Source organism: Pseudohongiella sp. O18 (assembly GCF_021729085.1).
Lineage (GTDB): Bacteria > Pseudomonadota > Gammaproteobacteria > Pseudomonadales > Pseudohongiellaceae > Pseudohongiella.
The window spans coordinates 271,893-288,299 of sequence record NZ_JAJSAR010000002.1; the positions used below are offsets into that span (position 1 = coordinate 271,893).

Below are 16,407 nucleotides of genomic sequence, written 5' to 3' on the forward strand. Positions count from 1 at the left end.
GCATCGCTGCCTGATCAGGGGATCAGTGCATGCATACGGATGTTGATCATGCGCAGCGTGGCCTTGACCGCCGCCAGCACCTGGTTGGCATCCACGCCACGGGTTTTTATCTCCCGCTCCTCAACCCGCCAGGTAATGATACATTCAGTCAACGCATTGGTATTGCCGCCACGTGGAATGTGGACTTCATAATCGACCAGTGCCGGCATGACAAAGTCGCGCTTCTTGAGGATTTTGCTGATGGCATCAATGAAGGCTGCAAAGCCGCCATTCCCCGATCCTGAAGCGTTGTAGTTCTTGCCCTGAATGGTCACGCGTATGCTGGCGGTACTGTCGACATCCAGTCCACTGCTGATGTAGCAGTTCAGCAATTCGATGTAACGGTACTCGCGCCGTTCGAGCACATCGGCAATGATGAACGGCAGATCGTCAGCCGTGATCAAAGCCTTGGAGTCCCCAAGCTTGACGATTTCCTGCAACACCTTGCGCTGATCTTCGTCGGACAGTTCCAGGCCCAGCTCTTCCAGGTTATTGGCCAGAGAGGCCTTGCCACTCATTTTGCCCAGTGCGTAGGTGCGCTTGCGGGCAAAACGTTCCGGACGCAGGGCAGTGATATAGAGCCCGCCTTTCTGGTCACCATCGGCGTGAATGCCTGCGGTTTGAGTAAAGACATCGGCACCAACGATGGGCGCATTGGCGGCGACCCATTTGCCTGAAAAATTTTCGACCATGCGACTCAGCATGGCGATGCGGGTTTCATCGATGGACAGTCGGACATTCATTTTGTCTTTTAATACGACGGCGACTTCCGCCAGTGATGCATTACCGGCGCGTTCGCCGAGGCAGTTGATGGTGCAATGAATGGTGTCGACACCGGCTTTCACTGCGGCCATCACGTTGGCAGTGGCCAGCCCGTAGTCATTGTGGGGATGGAAGTCAAAGCGTTGATCGGGAAAGCGATCCACCATGTCGGAGAGCGCTTCGAACACTTCGTCCGGAGTCATGACGCCCAGTGTGTCAGGCAGCATGAAGTTGCGAATCCCAATATCGCTGACACCGGCCACCAGGCTATAAACATACTCACGGCTGTCTCGGTAACCATTGGACCAGTCTTCCAGATACATGTTTACCTGCAGGCCGTTTTCATGCGCGTAGGCCACGGTCCGTCTGATGTCGTCGACATGCTGTTCCAGCGTTCTGCCCAGCTGCTCGCGGCAGTGTTTTTCGCTGCCTTTTGCCAGCAGGTTGATGACCTTGCCGCCGGCATCGCGAACCCAGTTGACGCTCAGTGTGTAATCCACAAAGCCAAGCACCTCGACTTTCTCCAGCAGGCCTTCCTGCGCCGCCCAGGCATTAATATCGGCGACTGCCTGTTGTTCGCCCGCAGAGACTCGCGCTGAAGCAACTTCAATACGGTCAACACGCAGCGCCTGCAGCAGTGACTTGGCAATCTGCAGCTTTTCCTTGGGCGTGAAGGAAACACTCTGGGTCTGTTCACCATCGCGTAGCGTGGTGTCCAGCAGGCGAATGTGGCGGCGTGTGTCGTTGGCCGTGTCTGTCATGTGTTACGGGTCCCGGTACTGGTCTGGACGAGAGCGGCGATTCTATCAGAGTTTAAGTTTGTGGCGAAATGACCGATAATGAGGGCATGATGACAAACAAACTGAAGCTGTCAATTTTCTCCCTGTTCCTGCTGCCCGCTCTGGGTCTGACCCCCGGTGTGGTCCAGGCGCAGAGTATTTCCGGTGGCAGCACTGAGCTGCTTGACGAGAAGGAAATAGCCCGTCTGTGGCTGCCTGCCAGTTATTCGCATTTACAGAATCAGCTGGTTCTTGCAGCACGCCGGGCAGCCCGTCACGAGGATTGTCAGGAAGTGTTGTACGGACGTCTGAATGAGTATCGCACAGAACGTGATGAGCCCTCGTTTACGATCATGTGTATGAAGGATGTGCGTACCACCTTTGATCAGGTGTTTTTTGCCAGTGAGCTCGACGGTGAGTCGCTGGATGAGCCGAGGCAGCAACCTAGCTCTGAGGAGCTGGAGCAGTTGCGTGGTCTGCTGCAGTCAGTGGCTCCGAATCGACGTGTTCCTGGCAGCGAAGATGACGCGGACGAAGCTGCAGTCGATACAACCCCGCCGGAAGTATTCTGAACCCATGAGTGATTCCCGTCAGGCGCCAGACTCCGGCGCCTCAGTCAAATCAGGCAAAACCAAAATCGATCGCCGTCTGCTGGATGCAGCAGAAATCGCCGAGCTGCCGCGTGCAGGGCTGCTGCGGCGTCTGGCAGCGCTGCTGTACGATATGTTTCTGGTGGCGGCTATCTGGTTCTGTTTTGGCTACGTACTGCTGTTTATCTTCGGCTTTTTTGCGGACAACACCAGTCAACTGGTGGACGGCGAGGTGGTTACGCACCCGGTGCTGTCTGCTCTGCAGTTTGTCATGATGGTGAGTACTTCACTGGCGTTCTACGTGTGGTTCTGGTGCCGCAGTGGTCAGACGCTGGGCATGATTGCCTGGCGAATTCGGGTGCTGAGTCTGGATAATCAGCCCTTGACTGCGCGGCAGGCGGTGACACGTTTTGTTGCCGCGTGGCCAGCTTTCTGGCTGGCCGGGCTTGGGTATTTTTGGATGTACGTCGACCGGGATCGGGACGCAGTGCATGACAAGCTGTCGGGCAGCAAGGTGATCCTGCTGCCCAAACATGCCAGACCGTTCTGACGGTCCGGGCCGCCTGTCAGGCTGACGGTACAGGCAGCTTTCGCAGTGCCTCGACGACGCGGTCGCCAAATGCCTGGGTATCAATCATTTTGACGTCGCTGCCGGGTTTGGACAGATCCGGAGTCGAGTAGCCGTCGGCAAATACGCTTTGCATGGCGTGCCACACGTTGCGTGATTCCTCGCGCATTCCAAAGCTCATCTCCAGCATCATTGCCACAGACCCGATCATCGAGTAAGGATTGGCGATATTCTTGCCCGCGATATCCGGAGCCGAACCATGAGAGGGCTCATAATAGGCCTTTTCGTCACCGATACATGCTGAGGGCATCAGTCCCAGAGAGCCCAGAATGCCGCCACCCTGGTCGCTGAGAATGTCGCCGAACATATTTTCCATCACCATCACGTCAAATCGACCTGGGTTCAGGCAGAGGTAGGTCGCGGCGGCATCAACCAGAATGTGTTCGATCTTTACGTCCGGGTAGTCCTTGCCAACTTCTTCAATGACCGTGTTCCACAGCACGCTCGACTTCAATACATTGCTCTTGTGGATGTTGTGCAGTACTTTTTTGCGGCTCTGTGCCGTTTCGAAGGCGACTTTGGCAATCTGACGAATCTGCACTTCGTCATACTCCAGAATCTCTTTGACATAACGAATGCCATCGGCCGTTGTGCCCGTTTCCTTCTCGCCGAAGTAAAGGCCACCGACCAGCTCACGGATGATCATGATATCAATGCCGTCACCTATGATTTCTTTTTTCAGCGGCGAGAAATGCGCAAGACCCTGTGGCAGGAATACCGGGCGGAAGTTTGCGTAGGTATTGTAACGACGGCGCAGCGGCAGCAGAGCACCACGTTCAGGCTGCATATCGACCGGGATCTTCTGTGATTCCTGGTGGTTCAGACCAATCGGACCTTTCAGAATGGCATCTGCCTCATCACATACCTTCTGGGTCTGTTCCGGAAACGGGTGGCCGCACTCAAAATAGGCGCTGGCGCCAAAGGGCGTATGGATCAGGTCAAAGGTGACGTCATTGCGCTCGGCAACGAGTTCCAGCACCTTGACCGCTTCGCGCATGATTTCCGGGCCGATTCCGTCACCGTCGAGCAAGGCGACCTTGTAATGTTGAGACATATGAATTCCTGTATATAGATTAGGGCCCGGGCGGGCCTGCGTCCGCACGGGAATTTCAAAAAGGGCGTTAATTTAACACGGCAGGAGGGGGATCGGAAGTTTGCTGACCGGCCCTGCCAATCAGAATAGCTGCATAACCTGGCGGATAAAAATGAGTGCCAGAATTACCACCACGATATACGAGACTGTATCGCTGACCTGAAAACCAAAAAACTTTTTAGGTTTGCCTTCGTTATTTTGTGCCATGTCAGATCCTGCATCCTTGTCATACATGGAGCGTAGATTACACAACATTGTCAATGCTTACTAGCACCGAATGGGGGGGATTTAGGGTAAATCTCCTACGAAACGGGCCAATCGGCTGCATCAACCGAGTCCAGCTGGGTATTTGGCTGCTCAGGTGCCCAGTGCCGCACATAGTCTCCGTGAGGGTCGAACTGGGCCGCCTGCTTTTCAATATTGAAGTGTCGACCACCGCGAGGATCCACTCCCACGCCAGCGATATATTGCCAGTTGCCCCAGTTTGACGCGACATCATAATCAACCAGCTGGTGCTCAAACCAGGCCGCGCCATAGCGCCAGTCCATGCCCAGTTCGTTGACAAAGCAACTGGCTGCAATCTGACGTCCCCGATTGGACAGGTAGCCGGTCGCCTTCAATTCCCTCATGCAGGCGTTTACCAGCGGCCAGGGCGTATTGCCATGACACCACTTCTGGTATCGCTCAGGATGCAGGCAGGCATGCGGTGCCTGCTTGCGCAGGCCTTTCAGGCGGTACAGGCTGTCATGCTGCGCCAGCGCCAGCCAGTGAAAGTATTCGCGCCAAAGCAGCTCCTGCAGCAGATGCTGACTGGATGCGGTGACACCGTTTTGTTCCTCGTGTCGTTGCAACATGTGTGCAGCACGGCGCACTGACAGACATCCCTGCGAGAGTGCCGCTGATAACCTGCTGGAGTTGTCCCTGCCAGACAGCGCGTTGCGTGTCTCCTTATAGGTCATCGGTAACTCTGATTCGAAGTAACGCCTGGCATGACTGGAGGCAGCCGACTCACCCGGCGGGAAAGCGAGATCCGCGCTATTGTCGGCGCCGGGGCGCTGACCGCCATTGGCTGCCAACGGCGGCAGTGTTGGCAGCCAGGCGGGTAACGGGCTGCTTTCTACAACACGCAGTGGCGGTCGGGGCAGAGAATCAGGCGTCTGAATGGGAAGTTGTGGCGGAAGATTCTGAACCCGCTGGCGAAATGCCGCAAATCCCTGCTTCAGTGTGCTCAGTTCGGTGTCAATCTGTTCGAGCTCATACAGCGTATTGTTATCTACCTGCACTATTTGCAGATTGGGGAAACGAGACTGCAGATAGCTCAGAATCCGGCGCTCATCACTGCCATTCTGACGACTGCAGACCAGGCGGTTGACGGGGTGTCGGTCAATCAACTGGCTTAGCTGTTGTTCTGTGTAGCCGTACTTGATATCAAGATATTGACCGCGGTCGCGCAGGGAACGGCCCAGTTCGGCAAGCGACTCGTTCAGGTAGCGCCAGCGATGCAGGCCCATTGAGCTGATATGATAGCGATGTGGCAGAAACCATCGCTGATCAACACAATAAACACAAATTAATGCGTCGCTTTGTGAGGCCCGCAGCAGGGCCGGGTTGTCACTAAGCCGCAAATCATTCGTTATCCAGTACAAAGTTGTCGCCATGTGATCGCGCCCATCGAGTAAATTGGGGTAAAATTGCGCCGCGCGGCAAGATGCAGATCAAACCGGTGAATTTGGGTCTGTTCCGTGCAGATGTAGGGTATCACCGGTGCTTATGAATTTCAGGAGTAATTATGAAGCAAGTGTACATCCCGGTTTTAACTGTATTGGGCACCGTAGCGGTCATTGGAATCGCCTGGATGAATCTGGATCTGCCTAATCAATCACGCGTTCATGCCTGCATTGGCGACTGTTATGAACAGTATGTAGCAGACAACGGTAACATTCTCGATCAGCAGCGTGCTGCCGCTGAGGCGGCTGCCTCAGCCAGTCCAGCAGAGCTTGGTGCGGCTACCTACGCCAGCTGTGCCGCCTGTCACGGCGCCAATGGCGGCGGTGGCATTGGCCCGACTCTGGCTGGTCGCAGCCCGGACTTCATCGTAGAGGCGCTGACAGCCTACAAAAACCGGGAAGAGCGTGGTCCACAAAGTGCAATGATGTACGCGACGGCGGCAGCACTGACCGACGACGAAATGCAGAATCTGGCAGCTTACATCGGGACACTGTAAGTCTGATAAATGCCGGGCGCGATAGCCGTCTGCAGGGCAATTCTGCAGACGGCTAAGCGAAAACCCTCATACCTGTGCCGATCTCTCCCTGGCCGCAGGTCCCTTCGTTAAGCAGCTTCTCGCTATACCATCGGCAGCTCGTCGACGGTCGCAACCATGCGGCGTCGCATGGCTTCATCGGGCAGTCGTCCAAGCATCGCGCCGATATTGTCTTCCATATTGCTGGGTCGACTGGTCGATGGCGTGGCGGCGGTGACCGCAGGGTGGCTGAGCACAAATTTCAGGAAGAACTGTCCCCAGGTTGACGCATCGAATTCACTGGCGTACTCAGGGACTGGCCGGTCGCCAACACGCGACCAGAGACGAGTGCGGCCAAACGGCGCGTATACCAGCACGCCTATACCGCGTTCCTGGGCCAGTGGCAGAATCGTTTCCTCAACGTCGCGGTTGTCGACGGCGTAATCGATACCGATAAAATCCAGTGGCTGGCTGCGCATGACCTCAATCAGGTGATCGTATTGTCCGGGGAAGGTAGTAGTAATACCCATGTAACGAATGCGACCAGCCTCTTTGTACTCGCGCAGAATGCCGAGCTGCGTGTCCGGGTCACCCATATTGTGAACCTGGATCAGGTCAATAACAGGTTTGGCTATGCGTTCGAAGGAGGTTTCAATCTGTTCGCGGGCAGCCTCGGGATCTGCGCTGCCGCCATCCCGGCCGGCGACATTGACTTTGGTTGCCCAGAACAGTGAGTCATTGATACCCAGTTCCTGGGCAATCTGGCCTGCCACTTCCTCCGATGCGCCATAACCGGGAGCGGTATCAAACACACGCCCACCCAAAGAGTGCATGCGCTGCAGTACGTCCCGAACAGCGCTGATGTCTTCGCTGCGTGCCACCTGTGCAAATGTGGCGGAGCTGCCCAGTCCGATGGCAGGCAGCATCTGTCCGGAAGATGGAATTGGTCGCATTATGGGTGACGCATTCTGCGCCAGCGCCAGAAAGGATGGCGATAAAGTCAGCGCCGCTCCTGCGCCAAGACTGGTACCCAGGAACTTGCGACGCGAAAGAACACGGTTATTGCTCATCAGACTACTCCGGTTTGTTTGAATGGTTATTCAGAGACCCGCGCGAGGCAGTTTACCCAGAGGGCTTATACCGCATCAACAAAAACCGGTTTGCCCGCCGGATACCAGTCAACTCCGCCGGAAGATGACACTCAGATTGTTGGCAGGCATTTCAACCGTGTCCGCCAGTTCAAGTTGATGCTGGCCTGCCAGCTGCACCACATCTTCAAGGTGCCGCACGCCCCACTGCGGATTTCTGCTTTGCAGGTCGGCATCAAACGCGGCGTTGCTGTCTGCAGTATGGCGGCCTCCACGCTGATAGGGGCCATACAGATACAGAATGCCACCAGCATTCAGCAAGGCCTCTGCATGGCGCATCAAACCCTGTGTCGCTGACCAGGGACTGATGTGAATCATGTTGATGCAGGTGATGAGGTCCAGCGCGACAGGGTCCAGTCCGGCCACTGCCAGTTGCGCTCTGGTCTGGGCAGGCTCGCCACTGATATCCAGCAGAAGTGGAGGCTGCAGCGCGTCGATGCCCTCGTGTTCGCGCCACGCGGCAATGCTCGACAGTGCATCGGGGTTGATATCGCTGGGCCACCATCGCGCAACTGGCAGTTCATGGCTGAAGAAAATGGCATGTTCGCCAGTACCCGCTGCGATCTCAAGAGCCATGTCACCAGATTTTACAAACGACTTCAGAACCTGACAGATTGGTTCGCGGTTACGCAGCGCCGATGGTGCACTCTGTCTCATGCCGGAAGCAGCGCCATAACGGCAGCCACAATGGCCCCGATGACAAGAAACAGATTGGGCAGCATGGTAAGAGCGAATCCAAGGCCACGAGTCTTGGGGTCTTTCACGTAGGCGATGGCGTAAAGCTGGCGTCCGATGACAAAAATCAGACCGAGTATGGCGGCATAAAATGCACTGATACTGTTGGCAAACATGTAGATAGCCGGCAGGAAGATCACCAGGCTTTCCAGTGTGTTCATCTGCACCCGATAGTAACGCTCAAAGGTCGGGTCGCCCTGAACTGCTGGTGCGGGCACATTGTATTTTCCCCGAGCTCGTCCAACCTGTACGCCGAAGACGATGTATTGCAGCAGTGCGACAGCAACGATCAACATTACCCATGCCATGATGGCTTCCCCTGTTGGTGTGTGATGGTGGCCTGATCATACGGTCTGGCACTGGCATTCACAAGCGCGGTTAAAGTCCGAAGCGCTCGCGCAGAAATCTGGCGACACCGTCTTCATGGTGATGCCCGATGACAGCCGTGGCAGCGGCTTTGACCGGATCTTTGGCATTGCTCGTGGCGTAACTCTCATCAGCAATGGCAAACATGCTCAGGTCATTGTCGCTGTCGCCAAAGCATATAACCCGGGAGGCGCCCAGTTGCTCACGCAGTGCCGCAATTGCTGCCCCTTTGCTGGCCTCGCTGTGGTGAATGTCAATCCACTTGAGAGACTGGTCTTCCATGGCCGGTCCGGAATAGGCAACCAGCAGCGGTTCATTGGAGATGTTGTCGTTTACAAAGTCGACAGATTCATTTTGACCGATCATGTTAATGTTGGTGATCTGTACGTCGTTCGGCATGGCCTGCAGTGGTTTGACCGGCGTCTCCGAGCGGGCAGCGAACACTCCCAGCAGCCTTTCCTCAACCGAGTGTCGCACTGGCGGGTGGAAAATGGCGTGCTGGTGCTGCTTGTTGATGGTATGAACAAACGGCGTCAGATCTGCCTGGTCGGCGGCCGCCAGGATGTGCCTGGCCTCAACAATGGTCAGAAAGTTGCCGAGTGAAATGCTTTCCAGGCGTGGATCCCATACCAGTACACCGTTGGTATAGACATGGGGCAGTCCGAAGCCATGATCGGCGATGATGTCTTTGGCCGCATGCAGGTTGCGACCGGTCGCTACCGTATAGGCAATACCGTTGCGTTCCAGCTCGCGCAGAGTGTCGCGCGTGAACACAGAGATTCTGGAAGAATTATCCAGCAGCGTACCATCGAGATCAAAAACGAACAGTTCCATAGCAAATACCGGGTTGCGGCCCACCAAGGACTCGCAAAACAATGATTGTAACAAAGCTCGCTGGATTTATCTGCCGCGCAGGGCTACGCTTTCTGGCAGTACCGGCAGATCAACAATGACAACTCAGGAGCCAGAACAATGAAACAGCTCAGTGCAGTGCTATTCCTATTCGCAAGTGCCGTTGTTAGTGCCCAGACACCGGCGCTGCCGGCCAATGTGCAGGGGCGTGTTGATGCCGTCATGCCGCAGGTAGTCGACTGGCGCCGCGACTTTCATCAGCATCCTGAACTTGGCAATCGTGAGTTCAGGACCGCTGGTGTGATCGCATCTCATCTGGAATCACTGGGGATGGAGGTCACCACTGGCGTGGCACACACGGGTGTCGTTGGTATTCTGCACGGTGGTCGACCCGGGCCCGTGGTTGCGCTGCGCGCGGACATGGATGCGTTGCCTGTGGAAGAGCAGGTGGATCTGCCGTTTGCCTCACAGGTGCGCACCGAATACAACGGTCAGGATGTCGGTGTGATGCATGCCTGTGGTCATGATAATCACATGGCCATCCTGATGGGTACAGCCTCTGTGCTTGCGGGTATGCGAGATGAGCTGCCCGGTACCGTCATGTTCATCTTTCAGCCAGCCGAGGAAGGCGCTCCCGAAGGCGAGGAGGGTGGTGCCGAACTGATGCTGAAAGAAGGTCTTTTCGACGAGCTGCGCCCTGATGCCGTGTTCGGCCTGCATGTCTGGCCGATTCCGGCAGGACAGATTGCGGTTCGTGAAGGTGGCACCATGGCATCCAGCGACTCCTTCCGGATTCGGGTGCAGGGGCAGCAGACCCACGGCGCAGCCCCATGGGCGGGCATCGACCCGATTGTGATTGCCTCTCAGATCGTACTGGGCCTGCAGACGATTCCCAGTCGCCAGCTGGATGCCACGCTGACGCCATCGATTGTGACCGTGGGGGCCATTAATGGCGGTCTGCGCAGCAACATCATCCCGGATTCAGTAGAAATGATCGGCACACTGCGTACCTTTGATGCCGAGACACGCCGTCAGATCCATCAGCGTGTTGAGCGAACGGCAAAACAGATTGCAGAAAGTGCTGGAGCAAGTGCTGAGGTCGATATTTCGCTGGGTTATCCGGTTACCAACAACGATCCGGCCCTGACTCGGCGCATGTCGTCGACACTGCAGCGTGTAGCGGGTGAACGATTTACCGAGGCATCACTGATTACTGGTGCGGAGGATTTCTCCTACTATGCCAATGAGGTGCCAGGTATGTTCTTTTTCCTGGGTATTGCCGCCGATGACCCTGCCATGGTTTATCCAAATCACTCACCGTTCTTTTATGCCGATGAGCGGGCTTTGCCGGTGGGCGTGAGTGCCATGACGGCGCTGGCACTGGATTTTCTGAACGGAAATTAGGAGCAACGCACTAGCGCCGTAGCCACTGTGTTAGTTTGTGCCAGATGCGCAGTGCCGGATAGACGTTGACCACACTGTAATGAAAAGGTCGCTTGACCGGCACTGAGCACTGCAGAAAATCTTCTGCTACTGGCAGTATCTGCAGGTCACGGCTGCGCATGCTGGCCACCTGCTCAGCTGTCATGGGCAAAAATGCTTTGGGCTCGGTGCCCGCCCATCGCTCTGCCAGTTGTACGGCTCGGGTTTTGTGTTTGCCCCGGTAAACGGGAACCTCTGGCAGGAACATTGCGACCGGGTGTGGCCAGATGCCCATTTTGCCAAACAGCGGAGCCGCCTGATCAGCATTGGCCGCCTCGCCTTCTACAAACTGCCAGTCTTTGGCTTTCAACCTTCCCGCATGGGCGATGACGCCGTCCACATAGCTCAGGTCGCGCTGTGTCTTCTTCTCGGGCTGATGACGGAAATACACAGGAAAATTGTCTGCCAGCTGTGTGATGCGTCGGTCGCGTCGATGGCGCCGGCCACGCAAAAACATGGGGTGCAGAAACGCAGCATCCGGGTACTGCGCAAAAAACGCCTCGATGTAGTCCTGATCCTGTTGATCGATATCACGGACCACCTGCATATCATCCTGAATAAAAAACACCAGCTCGCTGCGGCTGTTGTCCAGGGCCAATTGCATATTATTGTAGAGGCCACCATGTCGTGCGCCGTCCTTGACCTGACCCAGCATGAGCTCAACACCGGGCGGTAAAGCCGACAGATAAGCTTGTGTGTCCGGACAGGTGCTGCGATCATCGACAATACAGATGCGGCTGTCTGGTGCGTGTCGCAACAGCGAATCGACACAGTTTTTAAGGAAGTCGCCGCGATTGTAGGAAAATACAAAAATGTCCATGCAGGTCCAGTGATTGGCAGTGATTTTAGGCTGCGGCCATTTTACGGTGAATGGCGCCTAATTGCAGTCCTGCATGAGTAAATACAGGAGTGTTGCATGCTGAAGTGGGACCATCCCGCGCCTTTTATGCACGAATTGACGGTTACCCGTGCCGATATTGATGAGCTCGGGCATGTCAATAACGCAGCCTATGTGCGCTGGCTGGAAGCCTGTGCCTGGCGTCACTCCGAGTCACTGGGTCTGTCATTGGCAGAATATCGCGATCTGGATCGCGCCATGGTCGTGTTGCGTCACGAAATCGATTATCTGGCGGCGGCATACGAAGGCGACGAACTCGTGGTGGCCACCTGGATTGTAGAATCGGACGGGCGGCTGAAGCTGAGCCGGCACTTTCAGATTCAGAAAGCTGACAGGGGTGACACGCTGCTGCGTGCACGCAGTGCATTCGTGTGTATTGAGCTCAGCACTGGCAAGGCCAGGCGCATGCCGCAGGAATTCGTCAGTGGCTACGGCCAGGCGATGGTCAATATCAAAGGAGAGCCTTGATGGCATCTGGAAACAGCAGTATCACTAAATTAAGCCGCCGTGCCGCTCTGGCGGTTGGCATTGCCTGTCTGGGCTCAACGCTGGCACATGCACAATCTGCCCAGCAATTGCCGGATGGATTCAGTCTGTTATCAGAGCTGGCACCGGATATTCAGCAGGATATCCGGTATCGAGGCAACAACAATTTTCTTGGGCGTCCGGTTGCCGGGTACGGCGCCAACGAATGCGTATTGAGTACTGAAGCTGCCAATGCCCTGGCCGCGATTCAGCCACACCTTGCCGCGCTGGGTTTTGGGCTCAAAGTTTACGATTGCTATCGGCCCCAGCATGCCGTGGATGACTTTGTTGAATGGGCTCAACTGGTGTTTGATCAACGCATGAAGGCCAGCTATTACCCGGATGTGCCAAAGGCGGAATTATTTTCGCAGGGCTACATTGCCGAGCGCAGTGGTCATAGCCGCGGCAGCACGGTTGATCTGACGCTGGTGCCGCTGGACAGTGAACAGCCAGAGGTCGATGCACTGGCCCGCGACTACGATTGCCGGGCACCGGTTGCCGAGCGGGTGCCGGATAACAGTCTGGATATGGGCACAGCCTATGACTGTTTCGATGCCCTGTCGCATACATTCAATCCCGCGGTAGGTGATGCGGTGCTGGCGCGCCGTCGCATGCTGGTCAATATCATGAACACCGCAGGATTCGATAATTACGATCAGGAATGGTGGCATTTCACCTTGCGGGACGAGCCCTTCCCGGAGCAATATTTCGACTTCGCGTTGCCGCAGCATACTGGCACAGAACAATAATCAATAACCACAGAATCGGACGCAAAGATATGAATAAACTTATTTCTGCCCTTGGCATTGTCATCACGACCCTGAGCGCACAATCGGCGCTGGCCCAATCGACCTACATCCATGCCGGCAGCCTGTGGGATGGCAGTGGTGCAGATGCTCGCCAGCAGGTCACACTTATCGTGCAGGACGGACGCATCAACGCCATCGAAAACGGGTACCTGCAGCCGGGCGCCAATGACACTCTGATTGATCTGTCTGAGCGCACGGTGCTGCCCGGACTCATTGACCTGCATGTGCATATCGAAAGTGAAACCAGCCCGACTCAGGGACTTAATCGATTCACCAAAAACCCGGCAGATATTGCCTTCGACGCAGCGGTGAATGCACGCAAGACTTTACGCGCGGGCTTTACAACAATTCGTGAGCTGGGTGGCAGCGGTGTCAATATCGCTTTGCGCGATGCCATCAATCAGGGCAAAACCGAGGGTCCACGCATCATCACCGTCGGTAAAAGCCTGGCTACTACCGGTGGTCACGCTGATCCGACCAATGGCTGGCGCGATGACCTGATGGGTCATCCCGGACCGGGAGAAGGTGTGATCAACAGTGCTGAAGATGCCCGTGAAGCGGTTCGCCAGCAATATAAAAATGGCGCCGATCACATCAAGATTACCGCGACAGGCGGTGTATTGAGCGTGGCGGCCTCAGGTCAGAATCCGCAGTTCATGGAAGACGAACTGGAAGCGGTGGTTGCCACTGCCCGCGATTACGGTATGCATGTCGCGGCGCACGCGCATGGCAAAGAGGGCATGCTGCGCGCCATTCGGGCTGGCGTGCATACCATCGAGCACGGCACCTATATGGACGAGGAGGTCATGGCGGCCATGGTTGAGCATGGCACCTGGTATATTCCGACGATTTCGGCGGGTAAATATGTAGCCGAACAGGCGGAGATTGAGGGGTACTACCATCCGCTGGTGGTGCCAAAAGCACGTGAAATAGGCCCGCTGATTCAGGGCACCTTTGCGCGTGCTTATGAGTATGGAGTCAATATTGCCTTCGGTACCGATGCCAGTGTGTTCCCGCATGCAACCAATGCCATCGAGTTTCAGTACATGGTCGAGGCGGGCATGCCTGCCCGCGAAGCACTGTTGAGTGCAACCTCAGTCGCAGCTGGCGTGCTGGGTCTGGAGAATGAGATAGGTACGCTTAAACCCGGTATGAGCGCCGACCTGATTGCGGTCGATGGCGACCCGCTCAGCGACGTGACTGTGCTGCAGCAGGTCGACTGGGTCATGAAACAGGGTCAGGTCTACGACTGACCTTGCGTGCGCCGGTCATTCTTCCATCAGTTCAATGATGGCAGGGACCGGCGCATTGCCGTAACTCAAAAATTCGTTGTGGAATGCCTTCAGATCAAAGTCGTCACCCTGACGCTCCTTGACGCGTTCACGATAATCGTAAATCTCAGCATAACCAGTAAAGTAAGAGGTCAACTGAACCTGTGACAGCCGGATACGGCGCCATTTGTTCTCTGCTTCAGTCTGCTCCTGGAAAGCCTCATTCAGCATCATGTCCATGGCTTCGTCTTCAGTCATGCCCAGTACATGCACGGCATAATCCATGATGGCATTGGTGACGACGCGCAGGTTCCATTTGCCGTACATCAGCCACATCTCCGGCTCCTGATTGCCCCAGCCTTCCTCCAGCATCATGCGCTCGGAATACACGGCCCAGCCTTCAATCATGGCGCCGTTGCGCAGCAGGCTTTTGATCAGGCCGGACGACTTGTTACCGTGCACGAGCTGCGTGTAATGCCCTGGCACAGCTTCGTGAATGTTCAGAATCTGCAGCACCCAGTGGTTGTATTCACGCAGATAGCTTGCCGCCTGTTCTTCGGTGTAACCATCCAGTGGCGTGACGTTGTAATAAGTGTCTGCGGTCGGATTGAATGGACCCGGCGCACTGACAGAGGCGCCGGCACCACTTCCGCGCATGTACTCCGGTGTCTCCCGCACAACCAGGGGACGGCTGGGATCCTGATCCAGCAGGTCGTTCTCGGCCACAAACGCGGTCAGTTCCGGGATTTGCCGACGGATTTCCGCAAAGAACTCGTCTCTGGCGACATGCCGGTCAGATAGCAGATCAACGAGCATGCCTATGCGCTGCAATCTGTCGTCAGGCATTGCCGTATCGGGGAAGTAGCCTGGCCAAAGCTCGCGTGTGATCGCGTCCATGTCGTTATGCAGTCGCTCTTTTTCTGCGAGGGCCCGCTCGTACATTTCCCGCGCGGTGAAACCGGATTGTATATCGTAGCGAAATTTTTCTTCGTAAAGCTCGGCGCCGATGCGAAAGCCGCGCGCCTGCGGGTTGTCTGTCAGTAATTGCTGCAGCTGTTCCAGTTCGGTAATGAAGCCGTCCACCGTTTCCAGCGCCTGCACCCGAAGCTGTTCAAATCTGTCTTTTTCAGCCTGTTCCAGATTGGCTGCCATGACGCGCTCACGCAGTGACTCACCCAGCAGATTGCGGGTGCCCTGATTCTGCGTAATAGCCAGTTCGGTGTGGGGCAGCGTCGGATCACTGATATTGGCGCGGGCTGCCCTGTAGTACTCGGGCACCTGCTCCAGTCGCGCCATTATCGTACGCAGACGCTCCTCTTCCGGGGCGTATGGCGTCGTGAGTATCACGCCGATCGGACCCGCAACATTGTAGCTGGAGGGATCCCATTGCCAGTCACGAAACGCTGTCAGATACCACTGCATTGACTCCAGTTCATTGCGCAGCAGAGCCTGGTCAATGCGCTCGGAGGCGGTCAGTGTATCCACAGGGTACTCCGCCAGCTGCGCCAGTGCCTGTTCAGCAAAAGCCACGTCATCGGCGAAGCGCGCAGGCGTCGGCAATGTCACCAGATGCGCATTGTCGTAGCGCCCGGCGTACAGAGCCCATTCTGGGTTGCGCTCCAGCATTTCCATCATTAAAGACTCGCTGAATTGGCTGAATGACGCATTGTCAGCGTCACCGGGTTGCGCGACGCTCAGTGCACTGTATGCCAGCAGGATTGCAGCCAGGGTAATGGAACGCATAAGGAAGTCTCCGTAGGCCAGAAGTCGAGAGTCGATGGATTCCGAGCATAACACAACAGTATGAATCACGGACGCTGTCGCATCAGGTGATGCAATTGAGGACAATGATTTTCCAGCTTCGTATAGGACTGCCCGCATGTTTTGGTTATGATCAAAGCCATGAGCACTCGCGCACCTGACAGCAAACCCCGCGAATCAGCCCGGCGCGAGCCCACGCTGGATGGGCGGCGAATTGGCCTGAGCGAACTGAACCTTGGTGTTGAACCGAAGCGAGGTCGATGGCAGCGATGGCTGTACGCGTTCTCGCAGTTTCTGGCGGGTATGTACACCGGTGAAAGCTGTGCGGGAACGCCGCACAGCGAGCGCAGCACTTTCCGTCGTGATAAAGACAATGCACAGGCAGAGCCTGAGTCTGAAGACTCCGCCCGCGACAAACGACTCTGAT

18 protein-coding genes are annotated in these 16,407 nt (G+C 56.0%); 8 read left to right on the forward strand and 10 right to left on the reverse strand.

The genetic code is table 11. From position 1 onward, the window contains the following. Positions 1-14: 14 nt before the first annotated feature. The gene (locus LVD14_RS08420) at positions 15-1,562 is read right to left on the reverse strand and encodes an alpha-isopropylmalate synthase regulatory domain-containing protein (RefSeq protein WP_237133643.1); all 1,548 of its coding nucleotides are present in this window, start codon (positions 1,560-1,562) and stop codon (positions 15-17) included. An 86-nt stretch (positions 1,563-1,648) separates the two neighbouring features. Here LVD14_RS08420 and LVD14_RS08425 point away from each other — a divergent pair, with 86 nt between their 5' ends. Together LVD14_RS08425 and LVD14_RS08430 are read left to right on the forward strand one after the other, a co-directional pair. Continuing rightward, positions 1,649-2,152, forward strand: coding sequence for a hypothetical protein (locus LVD14_RS08425; RefSeq protein ID WP_237133644.1), 504 nt, complete (start codon positions 1,649-1,651; stop codon positions 2,150-2,152). A 4-nt stretch (positions 2,153-2,156) separates the two neighbouring features. Further along, a complete protein-coding gene (locus LVD14_RS08430; protein WP_237133645.1) occupies positions 2,157-2,720 on the forward strand; it encodes an RDD family protein in 564 nt (187 codons plus the stop codon). A 16-nt stretch (positions 2,721-2,736) separates the two neighbouring features. Here LVD14_RS08430 and leuB read toward each other — a convergent pair whose 3' ends face one another. The 3 genes from leuB to LVD14_RS08440 form a co-directional block, all read right to left on the reverse strand. Further along, a complete protein-coding gene (gene leuB, locus LVD14_RS08435) occupies positions 2,737-3,852 on the reverse strand; it encodes a 3-isopropylmalate dehydrogenase (protein WP_237133646.1) in 1,116 nt (371 codons plus the stop codon). Between the two features lie 120 nt (positions 3,853-3,972). Next, positions 3,973-4,098 carry a hypothetical protein gene (locus LVD14_RS15450; RefSeq protein WP_272907265.1) on the reverse strand — a complete coding sequence of 42 codons (126 nt, stop codon included), beginning with the start codon at positions 4,096-4,098 and terminating at the stop codon, positions 3,973-3,975. A gap of 95 nt (positions 4,099-4,193) precedes the next feature. Further along, positions 4,194-5,549: a DASH family cryptochrome gene (locus LVD14_RS08440; RefSeq protein WP_237133647.1), complete on the reverse strand. Its 1,356-nt coding sequence runs from the start codon at positions 5,547-5,549 to the stop codon at positions 4,194-4,196. A gap of 131 nt (positions 5,550-5,680) precedes the next feature. On the opposite strand from LVD14_RS08440, the gene LVD14_RS08445 reads away from it, so the two are divergent. Next, positions 5,681-6,115 (forward strand): c-type cytochrome, encoded by a 435-nt coding sequence (locus LVD14_RS08445; protein WP_237133648.1) that lies wholly within the window; start codon positions 5,681-5,683, stop codon positions 6,113-6,115. A gap of 122 nt (positions 6,116-6,237) precedes the next feature. Here LVD14_RS08445 and LVD14_RS08450 read toward each other — a convergent pair whose 3' ends face one another. From LVD14_RS08450 to LVD14_RS08465, 4 genes are all read right to left on the reverse strand, one after another. After that, positions 6,238-7,203: an aldo/keto reductase gene (locus tag LVD14_RS08450; RefSeq protein ID WP_237133649.1), complete on the reverse strand. Its 966-nt coding sequence runs from the start codon at positions 7,201-7,203 to the stop codon at positions 6,238-6,240. Positions 7,204-7,311: 108 nt separating this feature from the next. Then, positions 7,312-7,938, reverse strand: a complete 627-nt coding sequence (locus LVD14_RS08455) for a DUF938 domain-containing protein (RefSeq protein WP_237133650.1) — start codon at positions 7,936-7,938, stop codon at positions 7,312-7,314. After that, positions 7,935-8,324 (reverse strand): MAPEG family protein, encoded by a 390-nt coding sequence (locus LVD14_RS08460; protein WP_237133651.1) that lies wholly within the window; start codon positions 8,322-8,324, stop codon positions 7,935-7,937. The genes LVD14_RS08455 and LVD14_RS08460 overlap by 4 nt, the downstream gene beginning before the upstream one ends. A 70-nt stretch (positions 8,325-8,394) precedes the next feature. Then, positions 8,395-9,216, reverse strand: coding sequence for an HAD family hydrolase (locus tag LVD14_RS08465; protein ID WP_237133652.1), 822 nt, complete (start codon positions 9,214-9,216; stop codon positions 8,395-8,397). 138 nt (positions 9,217-9,354) lie between these two features. Here LVD14_RS08465 and LVD14_RS08470 point away from each other — a divergent pair, with 138 nt between their 5' ends. Beyond that, positions 9,355-10,638 carry an amidohydrolase gene (locus LVD14_RS08470; RefSeq protein ID WP_237133653.1) on the forward strand — a complete coding sequence of 428 codons (1,284 nt, stop codon included), beginning with the start codon at positions 9,355-9,357 and terminating at the stop codon, positions 10,636-10,638. Positions 10,639-10,648: 10 nt separating this feature from the next. Here LVD14_RS08470 and LVD14_RS08475 read toward each other — a convergent pair whose 3' ends face one another. After that, positions 10,649-11,536, reverse strand: coding sequence for a glycosyltransferase family A protein (locus tag LVD14_RS08475; RefSeq protein WP_237133654.1), 888 nt, complete (start codon positions 11,534-11,536; stop codon positions 10,649-10,651). 99 nt (positions 11,537-11,635) lie between these two features. On the opposite strand from LVD14_RS08475, the gene LVD14_RS08480 reads away from it, so the two are divergent. Genes LVD14_RS08480 through LVD14_RS08490 form a run of 3 tightly spaced genes read left to right on the forward strand, consistent with a single transcriptional unit; the run spans position 11,636 to position 14,201 of the window. After that, a complete protein-coding gene (locus LVD14_RS08480) occupies positions 11,636-12,082 on the forward strand; it encodes an acyl-CoA thioesterase (protein ID WP_237134632.1) in 447 nt (148 codons plus the stop codon). Beyond that, on the forward strand, positions 12,082-12,888 hold the full coding sequence (locus tag LVD14_RS08485) for a M15 family metallopeptidase (protein ID WP_237133655.1): 807 nt from the start codon (positions 12,082-12,084) through the stop codon (positions 12,886-12,888). The genes LVD14_RS08480 and LVD14_RS08485 overlap by 1 nt, the downstream gene beginning before the upstream one ends. Positions 12,889-12,917: 29 nt before the next feature. Further along, complete coding sequence (locus tag LVD14_RS08490; protein WP_237133657.1) at positions 12,918-14,201, forward strand: metal-dependent hydrolase family protein; 1,284 nt, start codon at positions 12,918-12,920, stop codon at positions 14,199-14,201. 15 nt (positions 14,202-14,216) lie between these two features. On the opposite strand, the gene LVD14_RS08495 is transcribed toward LVD14_RS08490, so the two are convergent. Continuing rightward, a complete protein-coding gene (locus LVD14_RS08495; protein ID WP_237133658.1) occupies positions 14,217-15,962 on the reverse strand; it encodes a DUF885 domain-containing protein in 1,746 nt (581 codons plus the stop codon). 147 nt (positions 15,963-16,109) lie between these two features. Here LVD14_RS08495 and LVD14_RS08500 point away from each other — a divergent pair, with 147 nt between their 5' ends. Beyond that, positions 16,110-16,406, forward strand: coding sequence for a hypothetical protein (locus tag LVD14_RS08500; RefSeq protein WP_237133659.1), 297 nt, complete (start codon positions 16,110-16,112; stop codon positions 16,404-16,406). Position 16,407 lies beyond the last annotated feature (1 nt).

Bases quoted from the DNA above. Each gene is read 5' to 3' on its own strand.
- LVD14_RS08420 (WP_237133643.1), bottom strand. From the start codon at position 1,562: ATGACAGACACGGCCAACGACACACGCCGCCACATTCGCCTGCTGGAC.
- LVD14_RS08425 (WP_237133644.1), top strand. From the start codon at position 1,649: ATGATGACAAACAAACTGAAGCTGTCAATTTTCTCCCTGTTCCTGCTG.
- LVD14_RS08430 (WP_237133645.1), top strand. From the start codon at position 2,157: ATGAGTGATTCCCGTCAGGCGCCAGACTCCGGCGCCTCAGTCAAATCA.
- leuB (WP_237133646.1), bottom strand. From the start codon at position 3,852: ATGTCTCAACATTACAAGGTCGCCTTGCTCGACGGTGACGGAATCGGC.
- LVD14_RS15450 (WP_272907265.1), bottom strand. From the start codon at position 4,098: ATGGCACAAAATAACGAAGGCAAACCTAAAAAGTTTTTTGGTTTTCAG.
- LVD14_RS08440 (WP_237133647.1), bottom strand. From the start codon at position 5,549: ATGGCGACAACTTTGTACTGGATAACGAATGATTTGCGGCTTAGTGAC.
- LVD14_RS08445 (WP_237133648.1), top strand. From the start codon at position 5,681: ATGAAGCAAGTGTACATCCCGGTTTTAACTGTATTGGGCACCGTAGCG.
- LVD14_RS08450 (WP_237133649.1), bottom strand. From the start codon at position 7,203: ATGAGCAATAACCGTGTTCTTTCGCGTCGCAAGTTCCTGGGTACCAGT.
- LVD14_RS08455 (WP_237133650.1), bottom strand. From the start codon at position 7,938: ATGAGACAGAGTGCACCATCGGCGCTGCGTAACCGCGAACCAATCTGT.
- LVD14_RS08460 (WP_237133651.1), bottom strand. From the start codon at position 8,324: ATGGCATGGGTAATGTTGATCGTTGCTGTCGCACTGCTGCAATACATC.
- LVD14_RS08465 (WP_237133652.1), bottom strand. From the start codon at position 9,216: ATGGAACTGTTCGTTTTTGATCTCGATGGTACGCTGCTGGATAATTCT.
- LVD14_RS08470 (WP_237133653.1), top strand. From the start codon at position 9,355: ATGAAACAGCTCAGTGCAGTGCTATTCCTATTCGCAAGTGCCGTTGTT.
- LVD14_RS08475 (WP_237133654.1), bottom strand. From the start codon at position 11,536: ATGGACATTTTTGTATTTTCCTACAATCGCGGCGACTTCCTTAAAAAC.
- LVD14_RS08485 (WP_237133655.1), top strand. From the start codon at position 12,082: ATGGCATCTGGAAACAGCAGTATCACTAAATTAAGCCGCCGTGCCGCT.
- LVD14_RS08490 (WP_237133657.1), top strand. From the start codon at position 12,918: ATGAATAAACTTATTTCTGCCCTTGGCATTGTCATCACGACCCTGAGC.
- LVD14_RS08495 (WP_237133658.1), bottom strand. From the start codon at position 15,962: ATGCGTTCCATTACCCTGGCTGCAATCCTGCTGGCATACAGTGCACTG.
- LVD14_RS08500 (WP_237133659.1), top strand. From the start codon at position 16,110: ATGATCAAAGCCATGAGCACTCGCGCACCTGACAGCAAACCCCGCGAA.